The organism is Micromonospora kangleipakensis (genome assembly GCF_004217615.1).
Taxonomy (GTDB): domain Bacteria; phylum Actinomycetota; class Actinomycetes; order Mycobacteriales; family Micromonosporaceae; genus Micromonospora; species Micromonospora kangleipakensis.
In genome coordinates this window covers 219,665-241,400 of record NZ_SHLD01000001.1, presented here as the reverse complement: position 1 = coordinate 241,400, position 21,736 = coordinate 219,665, and the positions used below count along the sequence as shown (strand labels likewise).

Genomic DNA, 21,736 nt, shown 5'->3' with positions numbered 1-21,736 from the left:
ACGACGAGGTCCGTGCTGTGAAGTTTTCCTTCCGTCCCACCGAGGGCGCCTTCTACGAGCTCTTCACCAGGGCCGCGCAGAACCTGGTGCGGGGTACCGAACTGCTGAACGAGCTGGGCCTGCCCGACGTCGACATCCAGTCCGTCAGCGAGCGGCTCACCGAGGTCGAGCACGACAGCGACCAGATCACCCACGAGCTGTACAAGAAGATCAACTCTACCTTCATCACCCCGTTCGACCGGGAGGACATCTACCGTCTGGGCTCGCTGCTCGACGACGTGATGGACCACCTGGAGGCGGTCGGCAACCTGCTCTACCTGTACGGCCTGACCAAGCTTCCCTCGCTGCCGCGCGAGCTGCACGAGCTGGTGAACGTCCTCGACCAGCAGGCCAAGCTGACCGCCGAGGCGATGCCCCGGCTGAAGTCGATGAAGGACCTCGAGGAGTACTGGATCGAGTGCAACCGCCTCGAGAACGACGGCGACCAGGCGTACCGGATGCTGCTGGTCCGGCTCTTCTCCGGCGAGTACGACGCCCTCACCGTGCTGAAGATGAAGGAGGTCGCCGACGAGCTGGAGGCCGCCTGCGACGCCTTCGAGCACGTGGCGAACACCGTCGAGACCATCACGGTCAAGGAGTCCTGATCCTGTGAGTCCCGAACTCATCGCCGTGCTGGCGGTGATCGCGGTGGCCCTGGCGTTCGACTACACCAACGGCTTCCACGACGCCGCCAACGCGATCGCGACCAGCGTCTCCACCCGGGCGCTGACCCCCCGGATCGCCCTGCTGCTGGCCGCGGTCGGCAACTTCGTCGGCGCGCACTTCGGCGCCGGCGTGGCCAAGACCGTCGGCGACGGCCTGGTCACCCTGCCCACCGGGGTGGCCAGCCTGGGGGTGGTCTTCGCCGGGGTGCTCGGCGCCATCGCCTGGAACCTGATCACCTGGTACTTCGGCCTGCCCTCGTCCTCCTCGCACGCCCTCTTCGGCGGCCTGGTCGGGGCGACCCTGCTGGCCACCGGAGGGGTGGTGCAGTGGGCCAACATCGGCGAGAAGGTCCTCCTGCCGATGGTGCTCTCGCCGCTCGTCGGCCTGACCCTGGGCTACCTGCTGATGCTGGCCATCCTCTGGCTGTTCCGGAAGGGGCAGCCGGGCAAGCTGAACCGGGGCTTCCGCTGGGCGCAGACCGTCTCGGCGGCGGCCATGTCGATCGGCCACGGCATGCAGGACGCCGCCAAGACCATGGGCATCGTGGTCCTGGCCCTCTACACCGGTGGCTTCCAGGAGGACAAGACCCACATCCCCGGCTGGGTCTTCTGGACCTCGGCGACCATGCTGGCGCTGGGCACGTACGCCGGTGGTTGGCGGATCATCCGGACCCTGGGCCGCAAGATCATCGACCTGGGTCCCCCGGAGGGCTTTGCCGCCGAGACGGTGGCCAGCGCGGTGCTCTTCTTCAACGCCCTGGTGCTGAAGGCGCCGATCTCCACTACCCACACGATCACCTCGGCGATCATGGGTGTGGGCGCGACCAAGCGCATCTCCGCGGTCCGCTGGAACGTCGCCGGCAACATCGTGATCGCCTGGATCATCACGTTCCCGGCCGCCGCGGCGATCGCCTGCCTCAGCTACCTGGTGGTCCGGCCGCTCTTCTGACACCGACCGTTCGTTCGAGGGGCCTCCTGCCACGGCAGGGGGCCCCTCAGGCGTAGTCGACCCCGATGCGCTCCCGGATCCCGTCCAGCAGCGCCATCATCTCCAGCGTGACGGCGTGCGGGACCAGCGGGCTCTCGATCAGCCCGGCGGCCACGCAGCGCTGCACCTCGCCGGCCTCGTGCTGGTAGCCGCCGCCGGTCAGGTCGGCGGGGACGGTCTCCGGTTCGGCCCCGAGCCGGTGCAGCACCGCCGAGCCGGGCCGGTAGAACGGCTCGGGCAGGTCGATCCGGCCGGCGGTGCCGGTGATCGAGGCGGTGATCGCGGTCGCGCCGACCATCCCGCAGCTCAGCGTGGCGACCGCGCCCGAGTCCCAGCCGAGGACGACGCCGGTGTTCTCGTCCACACCCTCCGGGCTGAGCTTCGCCCAGGCCTGCACGTGCTGCGGCACGCCGAGCAGCAGGTGGGCCAGGCTCAGCGGGTAGACGCCGAGGTCGAGCAGCGCCCCACCGCCCAGCGTCCGGGCCCGCATCCGATGCTCGGGCGGGAACGGCCCGGCCGCCCCGAAGTCCGCCCGCACGCTGGTCACCTCGCCGATCGCCCCGTCCGCGATCAGCTCCAGCACGCGGAGGATGAGGGGGTTGGTCCGCATCCACATGGCCTCCATCAGGAAGACCCCGCGGGCCCGGGCGGTCTCCACCAGCTCGGTGGTGGTGGCCAGGTCGAGGGTGCAGGGCTTCTCCACCAGCACCGCCCGGCCGGCGGCGAGGCAGGTCATGGCCGCCTCGTGGTGGGCGGCGTGCGGCGTGGCCACGTAGATCACGTCCAGGTCCGGGTCCGCGGCCAGCTCCGTCCAGGAGCCGTACGCCCGGGGGGCGCCGTGCCGGGCGGCGAAGAGCTCGGCGCTCGCCGGCGTACGCGAGCCGACCGCGACCAGCTCGGCCCCCGGCACCAGCCGCAGGTCCTCGGCGAAGCGGCCGGCGATGTGTCCGGTGGCCAGGATTCCCCAACGCGTCATGCCGGCACGCTATCCCGGACCACCCGGCCGCCGGGAGGATGATCCACCCGCCGGGAACTAGGCTCGCGGGATGACGATCGACGGCTTCGCCGCACCCCCCGCCCTGGTGGAGCACGCCCGCCGGTTCCATGCCGAGGGCGGCACCCCGGCGGCACCCCGGGTCGCGGCCACCGTGCTGCTGCTCCGCCCCGCCGGCGCCGACTTCGAGGTGTACGTCATCCGCCGGGTCGCCGCGATGACCTTCGGCGGGATGTACGCCTTCCCCGGCGGCGGCGTGGACCGCTCCGACTCGCAGGCCCACCTGGACTGGGCCGGCCCGGAGCCGGCCGAGTGGGCCACCCGCCTCGGCCAGGCGCCGGACGCCGCCCAGGCGGTGGTCTGCGCCGCCGCCCGGGAGGTCTTCGAGGAGGCCGGGGTGCTGCTGGCCGGCCCGGCCGCCGCGACGGTGGTGGGCGACGTCAGCGGGGACGACTGGGAGGCCGCCCGGCAGGACCTGGAGGGGCGCCGGGTGGGCTTCGCCGACCTGCTCGCCGGGCGGCGGCTGACGCTCCGGTCCGACCTGCTGCTGCCGTGGAGCCGGTGGATCACGCCGGAGTTCGAGCCGCGCCGCTTCGACACGTACTTCTTCGTGGCCCTGCTGCCCGAGGGGCAGCGGACCCGGGACGTCTCCGGCGAGGCCGACCACACAATGTGGATCCGGCCCGCGGACGCCCTGGCCCGCGCGGAGGCGGGTGAGCTGACCATGCTGCCCCCCACGCTGGTCAGCCTGGCCCAGGTGGCCGCGGCCGGCGACCTGGCCGGCGTGGCCCGCGCGGCGGCCACCCGCGACGCCGCCACCCCGGTCACCCCCCGCCTCGACCTCCCCGAGCACGGCGAACCCCGCTTCCTCCTCTCCTGATCCCGGCCCCCGGGGACACGCCGAGGGGCGCCGGTCAGTGCGACCGACGCCCCTCGCGGACCGGGAACCAGCGGCTCAGCCGAAGCGGCCGGTGATGTAGTCCTCGGTCTTCTTCACGCTCGGGTTGCTGAAGATCTTCTGGGTGTTGTCGTACTCGATCAGCCGGCCCGGGTCGCCGGTCTTCTCGATCGAGAAGAAGGCGGTCCGATCCGACACCCGGGCGGCCTGCTGCATGTTGTGGGTGACGATGACGATGGTGAACTTGTCCTTGAGCTGGAACATCAGGTCCTCGATGGCCAGCGTCGAGATCGGGTCCAGCGCCGAGCAGGGCTCGTCCATCAGCACCACCTGCGGCTCGACCGCGATGGTGCGGGCGATGCAGAGCCGCTGCTGCTGACCGCCGGAGAGGCCGGCGCCCGGCTTGCCGAGCCGGTCCTTGACCTCGTCCCAGAGGTTCGCCGAGCGGAGCGCCCTCTCGGCCGCCTCCTCCAGGATCGACTTCCGGCGGACGCCGTTGAGCCGCAGGCCGGCCACCACGTTCTCGAAGATGCTCATGGTGGGGAACGGGTTCGGCCGCTGGAAGACCATGCCGATCATCCGGCGGACCGCGGTGACGTCCACGTCCCGGTCGTAGATGTCCTGGTTGTCAATGGTCAGGCTGCCCTCGACCCGGGCACCGGGGAGCACCTCGTGCATCCGGTTGATGGACCGCAGGAAGGTGGACTTGCCGCAGCCGGAGGGGCCGATCAGGGCCGTCACCGTCTTCGGCTCGACGGTCAGGTTGATGTTCTCGATCGCCTTGAAGGCGCCGTAGTACGCGCTGACGTTGTTGGCTTCGATGCGCTTGGCCATGGTGGCGGTACCTCCGGGGTTCATCGGCCGAGCCGGTTGCGACGGGCCAGCAACTTCGCCGCGATGGTCAGGACGAGTACGAGGGCGACCAGGGTCAGCGCCGCGGTCCACGCCCGTGCCGGCGAGTACTTCGAGGCCTCGCCGGCCTGCTGGTAGACGAAGAGAGCCAGCGACGACTGGTTGTTCTCGAACGGGTTGAAGTTGATCGCCGCGCCGCCGCCGGCGACGAGCAGCACCGGGGCGGTCTCACCGGCGGCCCGCGCGATGGCGAGCATGATGCCGGTGACAATGCCCGGCAGCGCGGTCGGCAAAACAACCCGCAGGATGGTCTTCCACTTCGGCACGCCGAGGGCGTACGCGCCCTCCCGCAGCGGCGCCGGGACGAGGCGGAGCATCTCCTCGGTGGAGCGCACCACGGTCGGGAGCATCAGCACGCTCAGGGCCAACGCCGCGGCGAAGCCGGAGAATCCCGGCCGCCCGTCGTTGAACCACGGCGAGACGATCAGCACCCAGAACGCCAGCACGAAGAGGCCGGTGACGATCGACGGGATGCCGGTCATCACGTCGACGAAGAACCGGATGGCGAAGGCGAACCTGCCCCGGCCGTACTCGACGATGTAGATCGCGCAGAGCACCCCGAGCGGGACGGTGATCAGAGTCGCGATCCCGACCTGCTCCAGCGTGCCGATGATGGCGTGGTAGGCGCCGCCGTTCGCGTCCCGGGCCCCGATGTTGTTCATCGAGCTGTTGAAGAAGTTCCCGTCGAGCCGTTCGACGCCCTTGCTGACCAGGGTCCAGACCACCGAGGCCAGCGGCAGCACCGCCAGCACGAAGGCCGAGTGGATCAGCGCGCTCCAGGTGCGGTTGCGGGCCGCCCGGCGCCCCTCGACCGCGTTCGCGGCGGTGAAGAGCCCGGCCAGGTAGCAGAGCGCGCCGAGGACCACCACCAGGACGGGGCCGCCGATGCCGAGGCCGTAGACGACCCCGGCGGCGACCAGCAGGGCCGCGACGGCGATGGCGGGCGCGGCGTACCTCGGCAGCCGCTTGGCCCGCAGCGTGGCCGGCTGCGCCGGCGGCCGCGGGCGGTGGTTCGTGACAGTCGTTGTCATGCGGCCGACTCCGTGAACTCGCGGCGGCGGTAGATGATCGCCCGGGCGGTGATGTTGACGATCAGCGTGATCGCGAAGAGCACCAGGCCGGAGGCGATCAGTGCGCCCCGGCCGGTGTCGTTCGCCTCGGCGAACCGGTTCGCGATGTTCGCGGCGATGGTGTTGCCGCCGCTCTGCAGGACGTTGAACGAGATGGCGTAGGTGGAGCCGAGGGTCAGCGCCAGCGCGATGGTCTCGCCGAGCGCGCGGCCCAGGCCGAGCATCACCGCGGCGATGATGCCCGGACGCCCGTACGGCAGCACGGCGGTGCGCAGCATCTCCCACCGGGTGGCGCCCAGCGCGAGGGCGGCCTCCTCGTTGGCGGTCGGGGTCTGCAGGAACACCTCGCGGGAGAGCGAGGTGATGATCGGCAGCACCATGATTGCCAGCACCAGGGAGCCGAGCAGGATCGAGTTCCCGTACGGGCCGTCGCCGAAGATCGGGATCCAGCCGAAGTACCGGTTCAGCCAGGCCGACAGGTCCGTGACCGGGCCGACGAGGTAGTCCCGGCCCCAGAGGCCGAAGACCACGCTGGGCACGGCGGCCAGCAGGTCGATCACGAAGCCGAGGCCGGTGCCGATCCGCCGCGGGGCGTAGTGCGTGAGGTAGAGGGCGATGCCCAGCGCCACCGGCACCGCGATGAGCAGCGCCAGCAGCGCGGTGAGCACGGTGCCGAAGGCGAGCGCGCCGATGCCGAACTTGGGCGGGTTGTCGTTCGGGAACCAGCCCTCGAAGGTCCAGAAGTCCTCGCTGTTCGCCTGCAGGGCCGGCACGGCCTTGGCGATCAGGAAGACCGCGATCGCCGCGATGATGACCAGCACGGCGGCGCCGGCGGCCAGGGTGAGGCCGCGAAAGGCCCGTTCGGCGCCGAAGGCCCGGGCCTTGGGCAGGCCACCGCCGCCGCCCAGTCCGTTCCCGATCGGGTTACGAGGGTTGCCTGAGGTCTCGGCCACACGCGCCGAGGCACCGGCGGGCCACTCGTGACCGGAGGTCACGCGGGTCCCGCCGGTGCCGGCGTGCGCCGAGCGGTGAGGGGTTTCACCCATCTGCTCGCTCGCTTCGAATTGAGGAGTTGGTGTTGCTATTCGACGGTCAGGAGAGGTTCTTGACCGCGGCCTCGACCTTGGTGCGGACCGAGTCCGGCAGCGGGGCGTAGCCCAGCTCGACCAGGTCGGCCTGGCCCTCGGCGCTGGCGGCGTGGGTCAGCAGGCCCTTGACCAGCGGCAGCTTGTCGGCCGCGAGGCCCTTGCTGCAGACGATCTCGTAGGTCGCCAGGACGATCGGGTACGCCCCGGCCTGCTTGGTGTTGTAGTCGATCGACATCTTCAGGTCGTCGCCCTGGCCCTCGATCTTGGCCCCGGCGATGGTCTTGCCGGCCGACTCGGCGGTGAGCTCGGCCCACTCGCCGGCGCCGTTCTGGACCTTGGCCTTCTTCAGGCCGGCGTTCTCGGCGTACGACCACTCGACGTAGCTGATGGTGCCGTCGGTGCCCTTGACCTTGCTGGCCACGCCGTCGGACTTGGCGGCGCCCACGCCACCCGGGGCCTTCCACGCCTTGGCGTTGCCGAGGGTCCAGTCCGCCTCGGCGGTCTTGGAGAGGTACTTGGTGAAGTTGTCGGTGGTGCCCGACTCGTCGGAGCGGTGCACCGCCTGGATCGCGGTGGCCGGCAGCTTGGCGTCCGGGTTGTCGGCCTTGATGGCCGCGTCGTCCCACTTGGTCACCTTGCCGGCGAAGATCTTCGCCAGGGTGGCCGGCTTGAGCTGGAGGTTGTCCACTCCGCTGACGTTGTAGACCACGGCCACCGGGCCGATGACCATCGGCAGGTTGAGGGCCTGGCCGCCCGCGCACTTGGCGTCGGCCTGCGGCTGCTCCTCCGGCTTGAGGGCCGAGTCGGAGCCGGCGAAGTCGGCGGTGCCGGCGATGAAGGCCTGGATGCCGGCGCCGGAGCCGGTGGGCTCGTAGTTGATCGTGGTGCCGGCGCACTTCTGCTGGTACGCCTTGATCCACTCGGCCATCGCGTTCTTCTGCGCGGAGGAGCCCTGCGCGTTCAGCGTGCCCTTGCCGCAGTCGACCGCGGCGGCGGAGCCGGAGGCGGAGGTGCCGGTCGGCTCGTTGTTGTCCGAGCCGCAAGCGCTGAGACCGAGCACCGCAGTGAGAGCGAGGCAGGCAATGGCGCCGTGCCGCTGGAGCTTCACCTGAGGGGTTTCCCTTCACGTCTTTGGTCAGTCGCCCGGACGAAGCCGGGTGCCGGCGCTGACCGGCTGACCTGAAAGTTAGAAGTGCCAGGTGGACGGTTCGCCGGTCGGAAGTGAACGGAAGATGAACAGGTGCGTCCGACAGGGTGGCCCTGAGCTGAGGAGGGGTTGTCCGTTTCGTGAACTCGCGGCCCGCTATCGCTATTAAGGCGATTTATCAGGACAGCCGTTATCTCGCCGAGTCCACCCCGTGACACCGCCGTGACCGATCTTCGGGGCGCGGAGTCGCCCGACCGGTCCCGCGGGGGTCAGCCGAGCTGGTAGTTGACGTGGCCGGACCAGCGGGCGAAGCCGAGCCGCTCGTAGAGCGCCATCGCCCCCGCGTTCGACTCGTCCACGTAGAGCATCACCTGGTCCAGGCCCCGCTGGTCCCGCAGGTACGCCAGCCCGGCGGTGGTCAGCGCCTTGCCGAGGCCACCGCCGTGCGCGGCCGGGTCGACCCCGAGCACGTAGACCTCGCCGATCCGGGCGGACCCGGGACGCTCGTGCACCTTGGTCCAGTGGAAGCCGAGCAGCTGGCCGGTGGCGGACTGCACGGCGAGCAGGAAGCCGGCCGGGTCGAACCACGGCTCGGCGAGGCGTACCCGCAGGTCGGCCAGGGCCCAGCGACCCTGCTCCGGGTGCGCGGCGAAGGCCAGTTTGTTGAGCGCCAGCCAGGCCTCGTCGTCCCTGCCCGGCTGGAAGGCGCGCAGCTCGACCCCGTCCGGCAGGCGCACCTCGGGCAGCGCGGCGGTGAGCGGCCGGCGCAGCTGCCAGAGCACCCGGGCGCGGGTGAAGCCCAGGTCGACCGCGAGCGCGGCGGCGGACGGGTGGTCGCCGTGCGCCCAGGCGCGCAGCGGCCCGGCCGCCGCGGCCAGCACGCCCCGGGCCAGTGCCCGGCCGGTGCCGCGCCGCCGGTACGTCGGGTGCACCACCAGTTCCACCCCGATGCCGGCGGTGGCGTCGGTGATGTCCAGGTGGGCGTAGCCGGTGAGCGTCGCGTCGGCGGCCCGGGCGGTCAGGTGCACCGCGGGCGCCTCCGGGTCGCGCAGCCGCAGCAGCACGTGCTCGTCGAGCGGGTCCGCGCCGTCGGCGTCCCCGGCCGTGCGGGCCAGCGCCAGCACCTCGGCCACCTCGACCGGCGCCAGCCGGTCGGCGCGGGCGACACGGTCGGCGGTCGGCTCGGTGCTGCTCATCCCGTCACCGTAGCGGCCCGCGCGCGGCCGCTCACGCCGGACGCGGGGACCGGCGGCGCGACTCCCGTCACGTCGTGCCGGTGGGCAGCGCCTCCAACTGGAACCGGGCCATCAGCTCCGGCAGGAGGTACCGCAGGGCCGTGACGGTGCCGGCGCGGTCCCCGCCGGCGTCGTGCATCAGCACGATCGAGCCGGGCCCGGTCTGGGTCATCACCGCGGCGGTGATCCTCCCGGCACCGGGCGCCATCCAGTCGGACGGGTCGACCGCCCAGTGCAGCGGCGCCATGCCCAGCTCCTCGCAGACCGACACCACCGGGTACGTCCAGGCCCCGCCGGGCTGCCGGAAGTACTCGATCCGCGCGCCCGGCGCCGCGGCCCGGATCGCCTCGTTGGTGCTGAGCAGGTCGGCCCGGATCGCGGCCGGCGACCGGGTGCCGAGGGAGATGTCGTGGTTCCAGGAGTGGTTGCAGAGGGTGTGGCCCGCGGCCACGACCTCCCGGATCAGCTCCGGGTGGCTCGCCGCGTTCTCGCCCACCACGCAGAAGGTGGCCTTGACGCCGTACTCCTGCAGGAGCGCGAGAACCTGGGGCGTGTACCGCGGGTCCGGTCCGTCGTCGAAGGTGAGCGCCACCCGGGCGGAGCCGGTGGAGACCAGGCTGCCGAAGGGCCCCTCGCCGCCGTCGGCCTGGTGCGGCCGGACCTCCGGGGTGGGGCTGGTCCCGGTCGGCTCCGGGGAGTCGGTCGGGACCGGCGGCTGGTCGGAGTAGTGCGGCTGGTTGACGCTCGCCGTCACGCCGGTGCCGTGTCGCGGCTGGTCGGGGACGAGGCTGCGGCCCAGCGCGTACGCCGAGCCGAGCAGCGCGGCCGCCACCAGGGTCACGATGCCGGTGGCGCGTAGCGTCCCCGGCATCAGAAGCCCCGACCGTTCTGATCGCGGCACGGACCTGTCGTCGCCCCCGTGGTCACCGCACGCACCGTCGCCCCCCTTGTCCGTTTGACCCGGCAGCCAGAGTAGGGCCGGTGAAGCGGGCAAAAAGGGCGGAAGTGAAACAGACCCCTAAACGGGTGTAATGGTCGAACGGCCGGTCAGACCGATAGCGGAGCGGGCTCCGACTCGGGCAGCGAACGGGACGGCGGCACGACGAACTTGTAGCCGACCTGGCGCACGGTGCCGATCATCGACTCGTACTCCGAGCCGAGCTTGGCCCGTAGCCGCCGGACGTGCACGTCGACCGTGCGGGTGCCGCCGAAGTAGTCGTAGCCCCAGACCTCGCGGAGCAGCTGGTCCCGGGTGAACACCCGGCCCGGGTGCTGGGCCAGGAACTTCAGCAGCTCGAACTCCTTGTACGTGAGGTCGAGCGGGCGGCCCTTGAGCTTCGCCGCGTAGGTGTCGGGGTCGATGGTCAGCTCGCCGGCCCGGATCGAGCCGCCGGCCCCGGCCGTCGCGTTGCTGAGCCGGCCGACCGCGAGCCGCAGCCGGGCCTCCACCTCGGCCGGGCCGGCCCCGGCCAGGATGACGTCGTCCACGCCCCAGTCGGCGTTGAGCGCGATCAGGCCCGCCTCGGTGACCACCGCGACCAGCGGCACGCCGAGCCCGGTGGCGTGCAGCATCCGGCAGGTGGCCCGGGCCTCGCTCAGCTCGGAGCGGGCGTCCACCAGGACCGCGTCCGGGCTGGGGCCGCTGACCAGCGTGCGGACGTCGCGGGGCGCGGTGCGGACCGAGTGCGGCAGCAGGTCGAGTGCCGGCAGCACCGCCGATGGCTCACCTGCGCGCGCGGTCACCAGCAGCAGGAGCTCCACACGATCACCTCCGTCCCGGCGGTCCTTCGACCGCGCGCGACCAGCGGCACGCCCAACCGGGGTGGCGCTGAGAACTTGCGTGGGTCCCGGCGTCGCTGACGGGCGGGTAACGGCTTGAGCGTAACCGATCGCCCGGGCTTCCCCTCCGCGCCCTTTCCTCTTTGTCTGATTTGCCCCTGATCGCAGCTCAGGTTTTAACGTTGCTGAAACCGTGACCTCCGCCGGGGCGGCCTGGTCTGGCACGATCGGGGCGTGTTTCCCTCCACCTCGCCAGAGACCGGCCGCGACCCCTGGTCCGGCAACGCCCGTCCGGGGCCGGCCGACCCCTCCCGTGGCTACCCGCCGGGCCCACGTACCGGCCCGGCCAACGACGGCGGGGAGCGGCGCGAGCGGGGCGGGCCCCGCCGGCTCCGCAAGAGCGGCCCGGCCCGGCGGCCCGACGACGAGCCCGCCGACGACGCCCCCGAGGAGGAGGTGGAGCCGGTCGCGGTGCGCCGATCGCTCGCGCTCACCGTCGCCGGGTTCGCCGCGCTGCTCGGCGTGGGCCTGGTGCTCGGCGCGCAGACCTCCGGGCCCGGGCACCGGCTGCCGTTCGCGTTCATCATCTTCGGCGTCCAACTGCTCTTCGTGCTCGCCTGGACGATGGCCATGCGGCCGCCCGCGCTGCTGCTGGTCGCCCTGGTCAGCGCCGGTGTCGCCGCGGCGGCCGACGCCGCCGCCGTGCAGTCGGAGATCGCCGGCCTGGCCCCCCTCGGGTACGCGGCGGTCGGCGGCTTCGTCCTCGGCGTGCTCGGCCAGCTCGTCCGCCGGGTCGACCGGGTCCGGGTGACCGACTCGCTAGGCAGCACACTGTTCATCGTGGTCGGCGTGGTCGCTTTCGGGACCCTGATCGTGCTGAGCCGGATCCCGGCCGGCACCCAGGCGATCACCATCTGCCTGACGGCGACGGGGGCCGCGCTCACCGTGGCCCGGTTGACCGACGCGGTGGCGCCGTGGCCGCGGCTCGCCCCCCAGGTGCCCCGGGGCGCGGCCGGCGTGGTCGTCGGCGCGATGATCGGCACCCTGGTCAGCGCGGTGCTCGGCAGCTACCTGGTCGGCTTCACCCCGACCAGCGCCGCCCTGATCGGCCTGGTCACCGCGGCCACCGCCGTGCTGGCCGACCTCGCCGTCGGGTACGCCGAGGCGGGCCGGCTGATGGCCGGCGAGCCGCCGACCATGTGGGTGGCCCGGCACATGCAGGGCCCGCTCGGCGGCTTCGCGCTGGCCGCGCCCGCCGCGTACGCCATGTGCGTCCTCTTCCTCTGAGCGGCGGTTGAGGAATCCACCCATCGGGTACTAGCGGTGCGCCGCAGGGCGGCGACCGGCAGCGAGCACAGGAGGCGGCGTGGCAGAGGCCCAGACGGCATACGAGGAACAGCCCCGGCGACGCGGCCGGAAGGCGCTGATCGGGCTCGTCGTCCTGCTGCTGGTCCTGGCCGGGCTGCTGGTCGTCGCCGACCGGGTGGCCGCCGGCGTCGCCGAGCGGGCCATCGCCGACCAGGTGCGGCAGGAGGTCGCCAAGCAGGACGCGCAGTCCGCGGCCCCGCAGGTCCAGGTCGGCGGCTTCCCGTTCCTGACCCAGGTGCTGGCCGGGAAGTACGAGCACATCTCGATCGTGCTGAAGGACGTGCAGGGCCCGGTGCGGGGCGACACGGTCAGTGTGCCGCGACTCGACGTGGACGCCCGCAACGTGCGGGCCTCGCTGGACACCATCCGTTCCGGCCAGGGCGACGTGGTCGCCGAGCGCGTCGACGGCCGGGGCACCATCACCTACGACAGCCTGGCCAAGCTGCTCGACCGGCCCGGCCTCACCCTCGGGGAGCAGGGCGGCAAGCTGGCCGTCACCGCCCCGGTGGACATCCTCGGCGTCAAGCTCACGGTCGTCGGCACCGCCGACGTGACCGTCAAGGGCAACAAGGTGGCGCTGCGCTTCAATGACCTGAACGCCGAAGGGCTGCCGAACCTGCCGCTGGCCCGGACGCTGCTGGCCAACTACGCCAAGGGCATCTCGGTGGACGTGCCCCTGCCCGAGCTGCCGTTCCAGCTCAACGTCCGCACGGTGGAACCGAAGCCGGAGGGGCTGACCGTGACCGCCGACGCGCGGAACGTACCGATCAATTCGGCCGGCTGACCGGCCACCCCGCTCCCTGCTTCCGCCCCCGACACCTCCGGTCGGGGGCGGCGGTGTCTCCCGGCCGGAAGCGGTGTCCCGGATGCTGGTCGGTCCGGTGGCGACCCAAGGGACGACTGGTAGGCTCCGTGCTCATGGGGACGCTCCTCACCAAACGGCGCGCGGTCGACCTGTGCCGCGTGGCCACCTGCCTGTGTCGCCCCGTCATCTGACGGCGGGGCTGTCCTCGGCCGCCTAGCGGCCACCGGCACGCAGGGTCCACGTACCCTCCGGTGCTCCCCTGATCGCCCGGCAGCGGCGCCGTCGCACGAACCCGTGATCCCGTTCCTAGCTCTGGGTCCCGCGCGTGGTGCGACAATCATCGACTTCGATCTCCGCGCGCTGGCTCACCATCCATCCTCACCAGGGAGTGATCTGATGAGTCGCGACACCGCACTCGTCTCGGCCGAATGGGCCGAGAAGAACATCGACGCCCCGGGCGTCGTCTTCGTCGAGGTCGACGAGGACACCTCGGCCTACGACACCGGCCACATCGCCGGCGCGATCAAGCTCGACTGGCGCACCGACCTTCAGGACCCGGTCCGCCGGGACTTCCTCAACAAGACCCAGTTCGAGGCGCTGCTCTCCGAGCGCGGCATCGGCAACGACGAGACCGTGATCCTGTACGGCGGCAACAACAACTGGTTCGCCGCGTACGCGTACTGGTACTTCAAGCTCTACGGCCACCGCGAGGTGAAGCTGCTCGACGGCGGCCGCAAGAAGTGGGAGCTGGACGCCCGCCCGCTGGCCACCGACAAGGTCGAGCGGCCGGCGACGCAGTACGTCGCGCAGGAGCCGGACACCTCGATCCGCGCCTTCCGCGACGAGGTGGTCGACGCCATCGGCACCAAGAACCTGGTCGACGTGCGCAGCCCCGACGAGTACGCCGGCCGGCTGCTCGCCCCCGCCCACCTGCCGCAGGAGCAGGCCCAGCGGGCCGGCCACGTGCCCACCGCGATCAGCGTCCCGTGGTCCAAGGCGGCCAACGAGGACGGCACCTTCAAGTCCGACGACGAGCTGCGCAGGATCTACGCCGCCGCCGGCCTGGACGACAGCAAGGAGACCATCGCGTACTGCCGGATCGGCGAGCGCTCCTCGCACACCTGGTTCGTGCTCCAGGAGCTGCTCGGGCACCGGAACGTGAAGAACTACGACGGCTCCTGGACCGAGTACGGCTCGCTGATCGGCGTGCCGATCGCGCTCGGCGACGAGCCCGGAAAGGCCTGATTCCCATGACTGCTCCCACCGCCGCCGGTTGCGCGGCCCCCGACCAGGCCGCGCCGTTGCCGGCCAGCCTGGACCTGGAGAAGGAAACCGTCATCACCGGCCAGGTGCTGGCCGAGTCCGGCGAGGTTGTGCCGGGCGCGTACGTCCGGCTGCTCGACTCCACCGGTGAGTTCACCGCCGAGGTGGTCACCTCCCCGGCCGGCCAGTTCCGGTTCTTCGCGGCACCGGGCAGCTGGACCCTGCGGGCGCTCTCCCGGCACGGCAACGGCGACACCGCCGTCACCGCCGCCCGCGGGATCAACGAGGTGACCGTCACGGTCGCCGCCTGACCCACGCTCTGATCGGCCCACGGGGCCGGTCGCCCCACCCGGGGTGACCGGCCCCGTTGCCGTCGGCTGTCCCGCCGGAGCCCTACGGGCCGGCGCCGGGGGCGGGCCGCCGCGTGACACGATGGCCCGGTGAACGGTGCTGTCCAGGCGGGGTACGCCCCGCCGACCGGTCCCGACCGGCCGGCTCCCGGCCGGCGGTGGCTGCGCTGGCTGCTGGCCGCGACCGTGGCGTGGGCGGTGCTGCTCGCCGTGCTGACCTGGGTCTCCGTCCGCGACGACCCGCCGACCGTCCGCGAGCAGCGCAACCTGGCCGAGGCCGGGCCGGTGGTCGACCGGGCGGTGGGTGAGCTGCTGGCGGCGGCCGGCGACGGCGGCGCGGCCCGGCTCGTGCCGGACGCGCTCCGGCGGGGCTGCCGGATCACCCCGTTCGCGGACGGCGCCACGCTGACCCGCGGGGTGGAGGTGCTCCTCGCCGACGACGACGTACGGGGGCTGCTCCAGCGGGTGGCCGACCGGCTGCCGGCCGAGTGGCGGGCCGGGGTCCGGGTGACCGGCGAGGGGCCGGTGCTGCGCGCCGATGCCGGTGAGTTCGTCGCCGTGCAGGGCCGCTCCGCCGGGCCGGGCCGGGTCCGGCTCACCGCCGACACCGGCTGCCGGCCGATCGGCGCCGGCTACCGCGCCCCGACCGCCGGTGGCGGCTCGGAGGCGGAGACGGCCACCGAGCTGCTGCGTCGCTTCGGCGGTGCGGAGGGCCCGGTGCAGGTCTCCGCCGCCCCCTGCCCGGACGGCACGACCGCCCGGACGGCCACGGCCGTCTCGGCGCCGAGCCGGCCCGACCGGCCGAGCCTGCCGGGCACGCTGTCGCAGTTCAGCGACGGCGCCCTGCACGTCAGTGCCACCGATGAGCTGTACGCCTACCGGTCCAGCAGCACCGTGGTGGCCGAACGCGCCGACGGGCGGGTCCGGCTCACCGTCTCCACGGTCTGCCGCCGCTGACCCGCGGCCGATCCCCGTCAGTGGCCCCGGTTGTGGTCGTGCGGGGAACGGCTGCGGCCGAGGGCGTCCACCCGGCCCCAGCGACCCGGGATGTCGAGCAGCTCCACCCGGCCCATCCCCTCGGGGACGGCGGGGTCGATGATCAGGTGCTCGCCCTGTGGTTCGAGGCCGAGCATCACCCGGAGCAGGAGCAGCGGAGTCCCCGCCGACCAGGCCTGCGGACTGCACGCGGTCGGATACTGCACCGGGTAGTCGGTGAGGTCCCGCTCGTACCCGGCGAACGCCTCCGGCAGCCGGCCGTCGAAGAACCGGGACGCGCCCAGCATCGACTGGCAGATCCGGCCGGCCTCCTCGCGGAACCCGTACTTCCACAGCCCCCAGGCGATGATCGAGTTGTCGAACGGCCAGACCGTGCCGACGTGGTAGCCGATCGGGTTGTACCGACCCTCGTCGTCGGCGAGGGTCCGCACCCCCCACCCGGAGAAGAGCCGGGGTCCGAGCAGGTGCTCGGCGACCCTCGCGGCCCGGGACTCGTCGACGATCCCGCTCCACAGCAGGTGCCCGATGTTGGAGGAGAGGGCGTCCACGTGCCGCCCCTCCGGGTCCAGGGCGAGCGCGTAGTACTCCCGCTCCGGAATCCAGAAGTCGCGGTTGAACCGCTCCTTCAGCGCCGCGGCTTCCCGCTCCAACCGGTCGGCGTACGCCGGGTCGTTCCAGAACGTCCGGGCCAGCCGGGCGCCGCGCAGCTTGGCGTCGTAGGCGTACCCCTGGAGTTCGCAGGTGGCGCGGGGGAACGCGGGCAGCCGCCCGTCGCGGTAGGAGATCGAGTCCCAGGAGTCCTTCCAGCACTGGTTCTGCAGGCCGGTCTCCGGGTTGCGGGTCACGTACCAGACGTACCCGGTGCCGAGCAGGTCGCCGTAGGTGTCGATCCAGTCCAGTGCCGCCCGGGCCTGGGGCTCCAGCTGCCGGACCAGGCTGGCGTCCCCGGTCCACCGCTCGTACTCGTCGAGCAGGATCACGAAGAGTGCGGTGGAGTCGGCCGAGCCGTAGTAGGGGGAGTGCGGCTGCTCCTCGAAGCCGGCCGTCTCGCCGTAGCGGAGCTCGTGCAGGATCTTGCCCGGTTCCTCGTCCCGGAAGTCGTCCAGCCGGCTGCCCTGGAGCCCGGCCAGCATCAGGATGGTGGCCGGGACCATCTTCGGCAGGAACGGCAGGACCTGCAACGAGGTGAAGATGCTGTCCCGGCCGAAGAGGGTCATGAACCAGGGCAGGCCGGCGGCGAGCAGGCGTACGCCCAGCGTGATCGACTCGTACCGGAGCGCGGCGAGGTCGTTCAGGCTGCGCCGGTACGCCCCCGCGAGCGGCTGGCAGTCGCAGCCGAGCTTCGGCGCCCGGTCGATCAGCTCGTCCTGCTCGGCGTGGATGGCCGCCGCCACCCGGTGTCCGCCGAGCGGCAGGGTGGCCCGGATGTCCTCGCCGCGGGCGCCGTAGATGACGGCGGCGACGTGCAGCCGGGTGGTCCACTCGCCGTGCGGGCCGACCCGGATCCGGAAGGTCATGCCCCGGTCGTCGATCTCGCCGCGGGTGGAGGTGCTGATCACCACCTCCCGGCAGAAGGCCTCCCGGCGGTAGCTGAGGCGGAGCTTGTCGTGGCCGACCGTCGGGGTGGTGCGCCCCTGCTTCCGCCGCTCGTGCTTGATCTCGAAGAGGTCGGCGAAGTCGGCGCCCATGTCGACCCGCAGGGTGAACTCGACCTCCTGCTCCGAGTGGTTGAGCACGGTCAGCTCCTCGGCGAAGCTCCCGCCGATCGAGCGGCTGCGGATCACCGAGGCCTTGGCGTCGAGGTAGTGCGTCGGCTCGCCCGGGGCCAGGAAGAACCGGGTCCGGTACGACTGGGCGTCGTCGATGGACAGGGCGTGCAGCCGCTGCCCGTCGAGGGTGAGCAGCCAGGTGGAGAGGAACCGGGTGTCGAAGGAGAAGAGCCCGGTGGGGAAGTCGAAGGACGGCTCGATGTCGCCGCGCCGGTCGCAGACCAGGAAGGTGTTGCCGTCGAGAATGCTGACCCGTTCCTTCATGCCGGCCGTCCGGCCTGCTCGCGGGCGGTCTCCCGGGGGTCGCGGGTGCCGGGCGGGTCGGGAAAGAAGCGCCGGAAGGCGAGGAAGAGCACCACCTGGCCGGTGAAGCTGCTCTCGTTGCGGAGCATGGCCGCCATGCCGTTGTCCCGGCCGGCGATCAGCCGCTCGAAGAGGTCGTGACTGCCGTACCAGGTGGCGTCGGAGGGCCCCAGCCCGCGATTGACCCGGGCTGAGCCCGGTCCCAGCTCGACCAGCCAGTGGTCGGTGCAGTTGGCGGTGGTCAGGTCGAGTTGGAGGGTCCCGCTGACCGGCCCGCGCAGCACCAGCGGGGCACGTGCCGGCAGCGCCGCGAAGAACTGCTCGATCGCCTCGCCCACATCCGAATCGTAGGCAGTGCCCCGACATGTCGGGTCAGTATCGGCACTCCGCCCGAAAAGGACATGACGGGCCCGGCTTGTCGGGCGGGCGTCAGTAGACCAGGGCCTGCGCGCCCTCGGCCATCGCCTCCTCGACGAAGACCGCCGCGCCGGCGATCCGGACGCCGGGGATCACGTCGCCCGGCCCGATGTCGCGCCGGGCGGCGCACTGCGTGCACGCGGTCACCCGGCCGGTGGCCAGGATCACGTGCAGCAGCTCGGCCAGCGGTGCCGAGTGCGGCAGCTCGAACTCCTGCGCCTTCCCGGGCAGCGCGAACCAGGTCGACTCGCCGGTCAGCCAGAGTGACACGTCGACCCCGGCGGCGGCCGCCGTGGCGGCGACCGTGAAGGCCTGGGCACACCGCTCCGGGGCGTCCGCGCCGGCGGTGGCCTTGACGACAAGAGTGCGGGCCATGGCGCCAGCATAGGATGGCCGGGATGGTTACCGAGATCGGGTTCGTCAGCCTGCTGGTCGCCGGCCTGGGCGCGCTCGCCGGTGGCCTGGTCTACGTCGCTGTACGCATTTCGAGAGGTAGATGGTGAGCGCGAACCCGTCGGATGAGAATCCCTTCCAGCCGCCGTGGCTGAACGCGCCGCCGGTCGACCCGTACCCGTACGAGGAGAGCCACGACCTGCGCATCGGCCCCAAGCTGCACCCGAGCCTGGACGGCCTGCTGCCGTACATCGGGGTGTGGCGCGGTCGTGGGCGCGGCGGCTTCCCCACCATCGAGGACTTCGACTTCGCGCAGGAGATCCGGATCAGCCACGACAGCCGCCCGTTCCTGTTCTACGAGTCGCGGGCGTGGATCCTCGACGAGCAGAGCCGCCCGGTGCGCCCGGCCGGCCGTGAGGTCGGCTGGTGGCGTCCGGTGCTGGACGGCGAGCGGGTCACCGACGAGCTGGAAGCGCTGATGACCACGCCGACCGGCGTGATGGAGCTGCACATCGGCAAGCGCAAGGGCACCCAGATCGAGTTCGCCACCGACGCGGTGGTTCGCACGGCGACGGCCAAGGAGGTCACGGCCGGCGCCCGTCTCTTCGGCATCGTCGAGGGCGCCCTGCTCTACGCCCAGGAGATGGCCGCCATGGGCCACGCCCTCAGCCCACACCTCTCCGCCCGCCTCATCCGCGTAGCCGGCTGACCCCTGCCCCTGGCCCGCCCACCGTGCGCTGGTTGGGCGGGTCAGGGGAGGGGGTGGGCCAGGAGGGCGTGGAGGGCCTGGGTGTGGGGGCTGTGGGGTAGCGGGGTGTCGTCGAGGGTGCGGATCTCGGCGAGCCCGCGGAGGGACGAGGTGAGCCAGGCGCCGTCCGAGCTGCGCAGCTCGGCCGGGGTGGTCAGCCTTTCCTCGGTGGCGAGGCCGAGGTCGGCGGCGTGGTCGAGGAGCCAGCGGGCGGTCACGCCGGGCAGGATGCCGGTGGTCGCGGCGGGCACCGTGCAGAGCGTCGAGCCGGCCAGCCAGACCACGTTCGCGCTCGGCCCCTCCAGCACGCACCCCTCGGTGGAGAGCCAGAGCACGTCGTCCACCCCGTTGCGGGCGGCCCAGCGGCGGGCCGCGGTGCTCACCCCGTACGAGGTGGACTTGATCCCGGCCGGCAGCCAGCCCAGCGTGGGTCGGGCCCCGGCCGGCACCCCGAGGGGGAGGGTGGCCACCGTCACCCCGTCCCGCCGGGCCCGCTTCGCCGCCGCCGGCACCTCGCCGAGGGTGGCCCAGACGGTCGGCGGTCCGCCGCCCTCCGGACCCCGGGTGCAGATCAGCCGCAGCGCCCCTTCCACCTCGACCGGCCAGCCCGCGCGGACCGCGTCCAGCAGGTCGACCAGGGCGCCGTCGGGCGGCAGCGGCAGCTCCACGGCCGCCGCGCCGGCCCGCAGCCGGGCCAGGTGGGCGTCGAGCAGCCAGGGTCGCCCGCCGCGCAGGTGCATCGTCTCGAAGAGCCCGTCGCCGTGCAGCGCACCCCGGTCGTCGCCGCGCAGCACCGGTTCCCCGGCCGGTACGACGCCCCGCCCGAGCAGGGCCACCCGCGATGCCACCACGACCGCCGAGCCTAGTGGCGTACGACATCGGCGACCGGTCCGGCGCGGCGGCCGAACTATGATCGGACGGTGTCCGAATCCTCCCTCGCGGAACTGCTCCGCTCCCGCGGGCTGCGACTGACGGCGCAGCGGCAGCTGGTCCTCCAGGCGGTGCTCGAGTTGGGGCACGCCACGCCGGAGCAGGTGCACACGGCGGTCCGGGAGGTCGCCGCCGGGGTCAACATCACCACCATCTACCGCACGCTCGAGCTGCTGGAGCGGCTCGGGCTGGTGACCCACACCCACCTCTCGCACGGTTCGCCGACGTACCACGCGGCCGGCGAGCACCAGCACGTCCACCTGGTCTGCCGGGAGTGCGGCGCGATCGACGAGATCGATCCCGAGCTGCTCCGCCCGCTCGCCGACCAGCTGGCCGCCCAGCGGAGATTCCAGGTCGACATCGGGCACGTGGCGCTCTTCGGCGTCTGCGGCCACTGCGAGGACGGGGAACAGAAATGATCGACATCGCGGGAGCGGTGACCGCCGAGGCGATCGACGAGGAGACCCGGGACCAGCCCGAGCCCGCCCACCGGGCGGCCGGCGTGCGGGGCGTCGCCGCCCACTACGGCGACCCGATGCGCGAGCAGCGCACCCTGGCCACGGCCGTCGGCCTGGTCGACCGGTCGCACCGGGGCGTCGTCGCGGTGCCCGGCGCGGAGCGGACCAGCTGGCTGCACACCCTGACCAGCCAGCACCTGGCCACGCTGAGCGCCGGCCAGGGCACCGAGCTGCTGGTGCTCTCCCCGCACGGCCACGTCGAGCAGCACGCCATGGTCGCCGAGGACGGCGAGACCACCTGGCTGGACACCGAGCCGGGCGCCACCGAGGGCCTGCTGTCGTACCTGGAGCGGATGCGGTTCTTCAGCAAGGTCGAGCCGCGCGACGCCACCGCCGACCACGCGCTGCTCTCCCTGGTCGGGCCGGAGGCCGTCGGCGCGCTCGACACCCTCGGCGTCGCCGGGCTCGCCGAGCCCGACCTGGTCGCGGTGCCGGGCCCGAAGTTCCGCGCCGGCGAGCTGCCGCCGCGGCCCACCGTCGTGTACGACGTGAAGCCGCTGCCGATCGGCGGTTGGGTCCGGCGGGTGGCGCTCGGCGTGGACCTGCTGGTGCCCCGGGACGCGATGACCCAGGTGGTGGACGAGCTGCACGGCGCCGGGGTGCCGGTGGTGGGGTTGTGGGCGTACGAGGCGGTCCGGGTGGCCGCCCGGCGGGCCCGGGTCGGGGTGGACACCGACCACCGGACCATCCCGGCCGAGGTCGGGCTGATCGGTCCGGCCGTCCACCTGGAGAAGGGCTGCTACCGGGGGCAGGAGACGGTGGCCCGGGTGCACAACATGGGGAAGCCGCCGCGTCGCCTCGTACTGCTGCACCTGGACGGGGTGACCACCGACCAGCCGCCGGCCGCCGGTACGCCGGTGACCCTGGACGGCCGGGCGGTCGGTTTCATCGGCACCGCCGTGCACCACTACGAGCTGGGCCAGGTCGCCCTCGCGGTGGTCAAGCGGAACGTGCCCGACGACGCCCGCCTGATGGTCGGCGAGACCGCCGCCGCGATCGACCCGGCGTAAGGGTGCCGTGCAGACGCCCGTGAAGCGGGAGTTCTTCCGCTCCTGCTGGCG

The 21,736-nt window shown here is 72.6% G+C and carries 25 protein-coding genes; 13 read left to right on the top strand and 12 right to left on the bottom strand.

Features of this window, described 5'->3' with window-relative positions; all coding sequences use genetic code 11:
* The first annotated feature begins 17 nt into the window (after positions 1 to 17).
* Both EV384_RS01255 and EV384_RS01250 read left to right on the top strand, forming a co-directional pair.
* Entirely contained in the window at positions 18 to 644 is a 627-nt protein-coding gene (locus tag EV384_RS01255; protein WP_130329310.1) for a DUF47 domain-containing protein, read from the top strand.
* A gap of 4 nt (positions 645 to 648) precedes the next feature.
* Complete coding sequence (locus EV384_RS01250; RefSeq protein ID WP_130329308.1) at positions 649 to 1,653, top strand: inorganic phosphate transporter; 1,005 nt, start codon at positions 649 to 651, stop codon at positions 1,651 to 1,653.
* A 46-nt stretch (positions 1,654 to 1,699) separates the two neighbouring features.
* Here EV384_RS01250 and EV384_RS01245 read toward each other — a convergent pair whose 3' ends face one another.
* Positions 1,700 to 2,668 carry a Gfo/Idh/MocA family protein gene (locus EV384_RS01245; protein ID WP_130329306.1) on the bottom strand — a complete coding sequence of 323 codons (969 nt, stop codon included), beginning with the start codon at positions 2,666 to 2,668 and terminating at the stop codon, positions 1,700 to 1,702.
* Between the two features lie 70 nt (positions 2,669 to 2,738).
* Here EV384_RS01245 and EV384_RS01240 point away from each other — a divergent pair, with 70 nt between their 5' ends.
* Positions 2,739 to 3,566: an NUDIX hydrolase gene (locus EV384_RS01240; RefSeq protein ID WP_130329304.1), complete on the top strand. Its 828-nt coding sequence runs from the start codon at positions 2,739 to 2,741 to the stop codon at positions 3,564 to 3,566.
* A 75-nt stretch (positions 3,567 to 3,641) separates the two neighbouring features.
* On the opposite strand, the gene pstB is transcribed toward EV384_RS01240, so the two are convergent.
* From pstB to EV384_RS01205, 7 genes are all read right to left on the bottom strand, one after another.
* On the bottom strand, positions 3,642 to 4,418 hold the full coding sequence (pstB, locus tag EV384_RS01235; RefSeq protein ID WP_130329302.1) for a phosphate ABC transporter ATP-binding protein PstB: 777 nt from the start codon (positions 4,416 to 4,418) through the stop codon (positions 3,642 to 3,644).
* 20 nt (positions 4,419 to 4,438) lie between these two features.
* Entirely contained in the window at positions 4,439 to 5,527 is a 1,089-nt protein-coding gene (gene pstA, locus EV384_RS01230; RefSeq protein WP_130329300.1) for a phosphate ABC transporter permease PstA, read from the bottom strand.
* Entirely contained in the window at positions 5,524 to 6,612 is a 1,089-nt protein-coding gene (gene pstC, locus EV384_RS01225; RefSeq protein WP_130329298.1) for a phosphate ABC transporter permease subunit PstC, read from the bottom strand. Before pstC ends, pstA begins: the two co-directional genes overlap by 4 nt.
* 46 nt (positions 6,613 to 6,658) lie before the next feature.
* Positions 6,659 to 7,762 carry a phosphate ABC transporter substrate-binding protein PstS gene (gene pstS, locus EV384_RS01220; protein WP_130329296.1) on the bottom strand — a complete coding sequence of 368 codons (1,104 nt, stop codon included), beginning with the start codon at positions 7,760 to 7,762 and terminating at the stop codon, positions 6,659 to 6,661.
* Positions 7,763 to 8,070: 308 nt separating this feature from the next.
* Positions 8,071 to 8,997 carry a mycothiol synthase gene (gene mshD, locus EV384_RS01215; RefSeq protein WP_130329294.1) on the bottom strand — a complete coding sequence of 309 codons (927 nt, stop codon included), beginning with the start codon at positions 8,995 to 8,997 and terminating at the stop codon, positions 8,071 to 8,073.
* A gap of 67 nt (positions 8,998 to 9,064) precedes the next feature.
* Positions 9,065 to 9,907 carry a polysaccharide deacetylase family protein gene (locus EV384_RS01210; protein WP_207232208.1) on the bottom strand — a complete coding sequence of 281 codons (843 nt, stop codon included), beginning with the start codon at positions 9,905 to 9,907 and terminating at the stop codon, positions 9,065 to 9,067.
* Between the two features lie 176 nt (positions 9,908 to 10,083).
* The gene (locus EV384_RS01205) at positions 10,084 to 10,797 is read right to left on the bottom strand and encodes a winged helix-turn-helix transcriptional regulator (RefSeq protein WP_130329292.1); all 714 of its coding nucleotides are present in this window, start codon (positions 10,795 to 10,797) and stop codon (positions 10,084 to 10,086) included.
* 252 nt (positions 10,798 to 11,049) lie between these two features.
* Between EV384_RS01205 and EV384_RS01200 the strand changes: the two genes are divergently transcribed.
* The 6 genes from EV384_RS01200 to EV384_RS01180 all read left to right on the top strand — a co-directional run bounded on the left by EV384_RS01200 (position 11,050) and on the right by EV384_RS01180 (position 15,558).
* Positions 11,050 to 12,102, top strand: coding sequence for a hypothetical protein (locus EV384_RS01200; protein ID WP_130329290.1), 1,053 nt, complete (start codon positions 11,050 to 11,052; stop codon positions 12,100 to 12,102).
* A 79-nt stretch (positions 12,103 to 12,181) separates the two neighbouring features.
* A complete protein-coding gene (locus tag EV384_RS01195) occupies positions 12,182 to 12,967 on the top strand; it encodes an LmeA family phospholipid-binding protein (RefSeq protein ID WP_130329288.1) in 786 nt (261 codons plus the stop codon).
* 134 nt (positions 12,968 to 13,101) lie between these two features.
* On the top strand, positions 13,102 to 13,179 hold the full coding sequence (locus EV384_RS36985; RefSeq protein ID WP_311202345.1) for an Ms5788A family Cys-rich leader peptide: 78 nt from the start codon (positions 13,102 to 13,104) through the stop codon (positions 13,177 to 13,179).
* A gap of 205 nt (positions 13,180 to 13,384) precedes the next feature.
* A complete protein-coding gene (locus EV384_RS01190; RefSeq protein ID WP_130329286.1) occupies positions 13,385 to 14,233 on the top strand; it encodes a sulfurtransferase in 849 nt (282 codons plus the stop codon).
* Between the two features lie 5 nt (positions 14,234 to 14,238).
* Positions 14,239 to 14,562, top strand: a complete 324-nt coding sequence (locus EV384_RS01185) for a DUF1416 domain-containing protein (RefSeq protein WP_130329284.1) — start codon at positions 14,239 to 14,241, stop codon at positions 14,560 to 14,562.
* 129 nt (positions 14,563 to 14,691) lie between these two features.
* Entirely contained in the window at positions 14,692 to 15,558 is an 867-nt protein-coding gene (locus tag EV384_RS01180) for a hypothetical protein (protein WP_130329282.1), read from the top strand.
* 17 nt (positions 15,559 to 15,575) lie between these two features.
* Here the strand turns inward: EV384_RS01180 and EV384_RS01175 are convergent, their stop codons facing one another.
* The 3 genes from EV384_RS01175 to EV384_RS01165 form a co-directional block, all read right to left on the bottom strand.
* Positions 15,576 to 17,630 (bottom strand): amylo-alpha-1,6-glucosidase, encoded by a 2,055-nt coding sequence (locus EV384_RS01175; protein WP_130329280.1) that lies wholly within the window; start codon positions 17,628 to 17,630, stop codon positions 15,576 to 15,578.
* Positions 17,627 to 18,007 carry an SCP2 sterol-binding domain-containing protein gene (locus EV384_RS01170; protein WP_130329278.1) on the bottom strand — a complete coding sequence of 127 codons (381 nt, stop codon included), beginning with the start codon at positions 18,005 to 18,007 and terminating at the stop codon, positions 17,627 to 17,629. The genes EV384_RS01175 and EV384_RS01170 overlap by 4 nt, the downstream gene beginning before the upstream one ends.
* A gap of 91 nt (positions 18,008 to 18,098) precedes the next feature.
* A complete protein-coding gene (locus tag EV384_RS01165) occupies positions 18,099 to 18,461 on the bottom strand; it encodes a DsrE family protein (RefSeq protein WP_130329276.1) in 363 nt (120 codons plus the stop codon).
* 23 nt (positions 18,462 to 18,484) lie between these two features.
* Between EV384_RS01165 and mtfM the strand changes: the two genes are divergently transcribed.
* Together mtfM and EV384_RS01160 are read left to right on the top strand one after the other, a co-directional pair.
* Entirely contained in the window at positions 18,485 to 18,589 is a 105-nt protein-coding gene (mtfM, locus tag EV384_RS36650; protein WP_043966460.1) for a small membrane protein MtfM, read from the top strand.
* Positions 18,586 to 19,188 carry a heme-binding beta-barrel domain-containing protein gene (locus EV384_RS01160; protein WP_242623895.1) on the top strand — a complete coding sequence of 201 codons (603 nt, stop codon included), beginning with the start codon at positions 18,586 to 18,588 and terminating at the stop codon, positions 19,186 to 19,188. Before mtfM ends, EV384_RS01160 begins: the two co-directional genes overlap by 4 nt.
* Before the next feature lie 41 nt (positions 19,189 to 19,229).
* On the opposite strand, the gene EV384_RS01155 is transcribed toward EV384_RS01160, so the two are convergent.
* Positions 19,230 to 20,078 (bottom strand): aminotransferase class IV, encoded by an 849-nt coding sequence (locus EV384_RS01155; protein ID WP_130329272.1) that lies wholly within the window; start codon positions 20,076 to 20,078, stop codon positions 19,230 to 19,232.
* A gap of 69 nt (positions 20,079 to 20,147) precedes the next feature.
* On the opposite strand from EV384_RS01155, the gene EV384_RS01150 reads away from it, so the two are divergent.
* Both EV384_RS01150 and ygfZ read left to right on the top strand, forming a co-directional pair.
* A complete protein-coding gene (locus EV384_RS01150; protein WP_130329270.1) occupies positions 20,148 to 20,576 on the top strand; it encodes a Fur family transcriptional regulator in 429 nt (142 codons plus the stop codon).
* The gene (gene ygfZ / locus EV384_RS01145) at positions 20,573 to 21,685 is read left to right on the top strand and encodes a CAF17-like 4Fe-4S cluster assembly/insertion protein YgfZ (RefSeq protein ID WP_130329268.1); all 1,113 of its coding nucleotides are present in this window, start codon (positions 20,573 to 20,575) and stop codon (positions 21,683 to 21,685) included. The genes EV384_RS01150 and ygfZ overlap by 4 nt, the downstream gene beginning before the upstream one ends.
* The last annotated feature ends 51 nt before the right edge of the window (positions 21,686 to 21,736 follow it).

Excerpts from the sequence above, each read along its gene's own strand:
- EV384_RS01245 (WP_130329306.1), bottom strand. The coding sequence starts at position 2,668 with ATGACGCGTTGGGGAATCCTGGCCACCGGACACATCGCCGGCCGCTTC.
- EV384_RS01240 (WP_130329304.1), top strand. The coding sequence starts at position 2,739 with ATGACGATCGACGGCTTCGCCGCACCCCCCGCCCTGGTGGAGCACGCC.
- pstB (WP_130329302.1), bottom strand. The coding sequence starts at position 4,418 with ATGGCCAAGCGCATCGAAGCCAACAACGTCAGCGCGTACTACGGCGCC.
- pstA (WP_130329300.1), bottom strand. The coding sequence starts at position 5,527 with ATGACAACGACTGTCACGAACCACCGCCCGCGGCCGCCGGCGCAGCCG.
- pstC (WP_130329298.1), bottom strand. The coding sequence starts at position 6,612 with ATGGGTGAAACCCCTCACCGCTCGGCGCACGCCGGCACCGGCGGGACC.
- mshD (WP_130329294.1), bottom strand. The coding sequence starts at position 8,997 with ATGAGCAGCACCGAGCCGACCGCCGACCGTGTCGCCCGCGCCGACCGG.
- EV384_RS01210 (WP_207232208.1), bottom strand. The coding sequence starts at position 9,907 with ATGCCGGGGACGCTACGCGCCACCGGCATCGTGACCCTGGTGGCGGCC.
- EV384_RS36985 (WP_311202345.1), top strand. The coding sequence starts at position 13,102 with ATGGGGACGCTCCTCACCAAACGGCGCGCGGTCGACCTGTGCCGCGTG.
- EV384_RS01190 (WP_130329286.1), top strand. The coding sequence starts at position 13,385 with ATGAGTCGCGACACCGCACTCGTCTCGGCCGAATGGGCCGAGAAGAAC.
- EV384_RS01185 (WP_130329284.1), top strand. The coding sequence starts at position 14,239 with ATGACTGCTCCCACCGCCGCCGGTTGCGCGGCCCCCGACCAGGCCGCG.
- EV384_RS01175 (WP_130329280.1), bottom strand. The coding sequence starts at position 17,630 with ATGAAGGAACGGGTCAGCATTCTCGACGGCAACACCTTCCTGGTCTGC.
- EV384_RS01165 (WP_130329276.1), bottom strand. The coding sequence starts at position 18,461 with ATGGCCCGCACTCTTGTCGTCAAGGCCACCGCCGGCGCGGACGCCCCG.
- mtfM (WP_043966460.1), top strand. The coding sequence starts at position 18,485 with ATGGTTACCGAGATCGGGTTCGTCAGCCTGCTGGTCGCCGGCCTGGGC.
- ygfZ (WP_130329268.1), top strand. The coding sequence starts at position 20,573 with ATGATCGACATCGCGGGAGCGGTGACCGCCGAGGCGATCGACGAGGAG.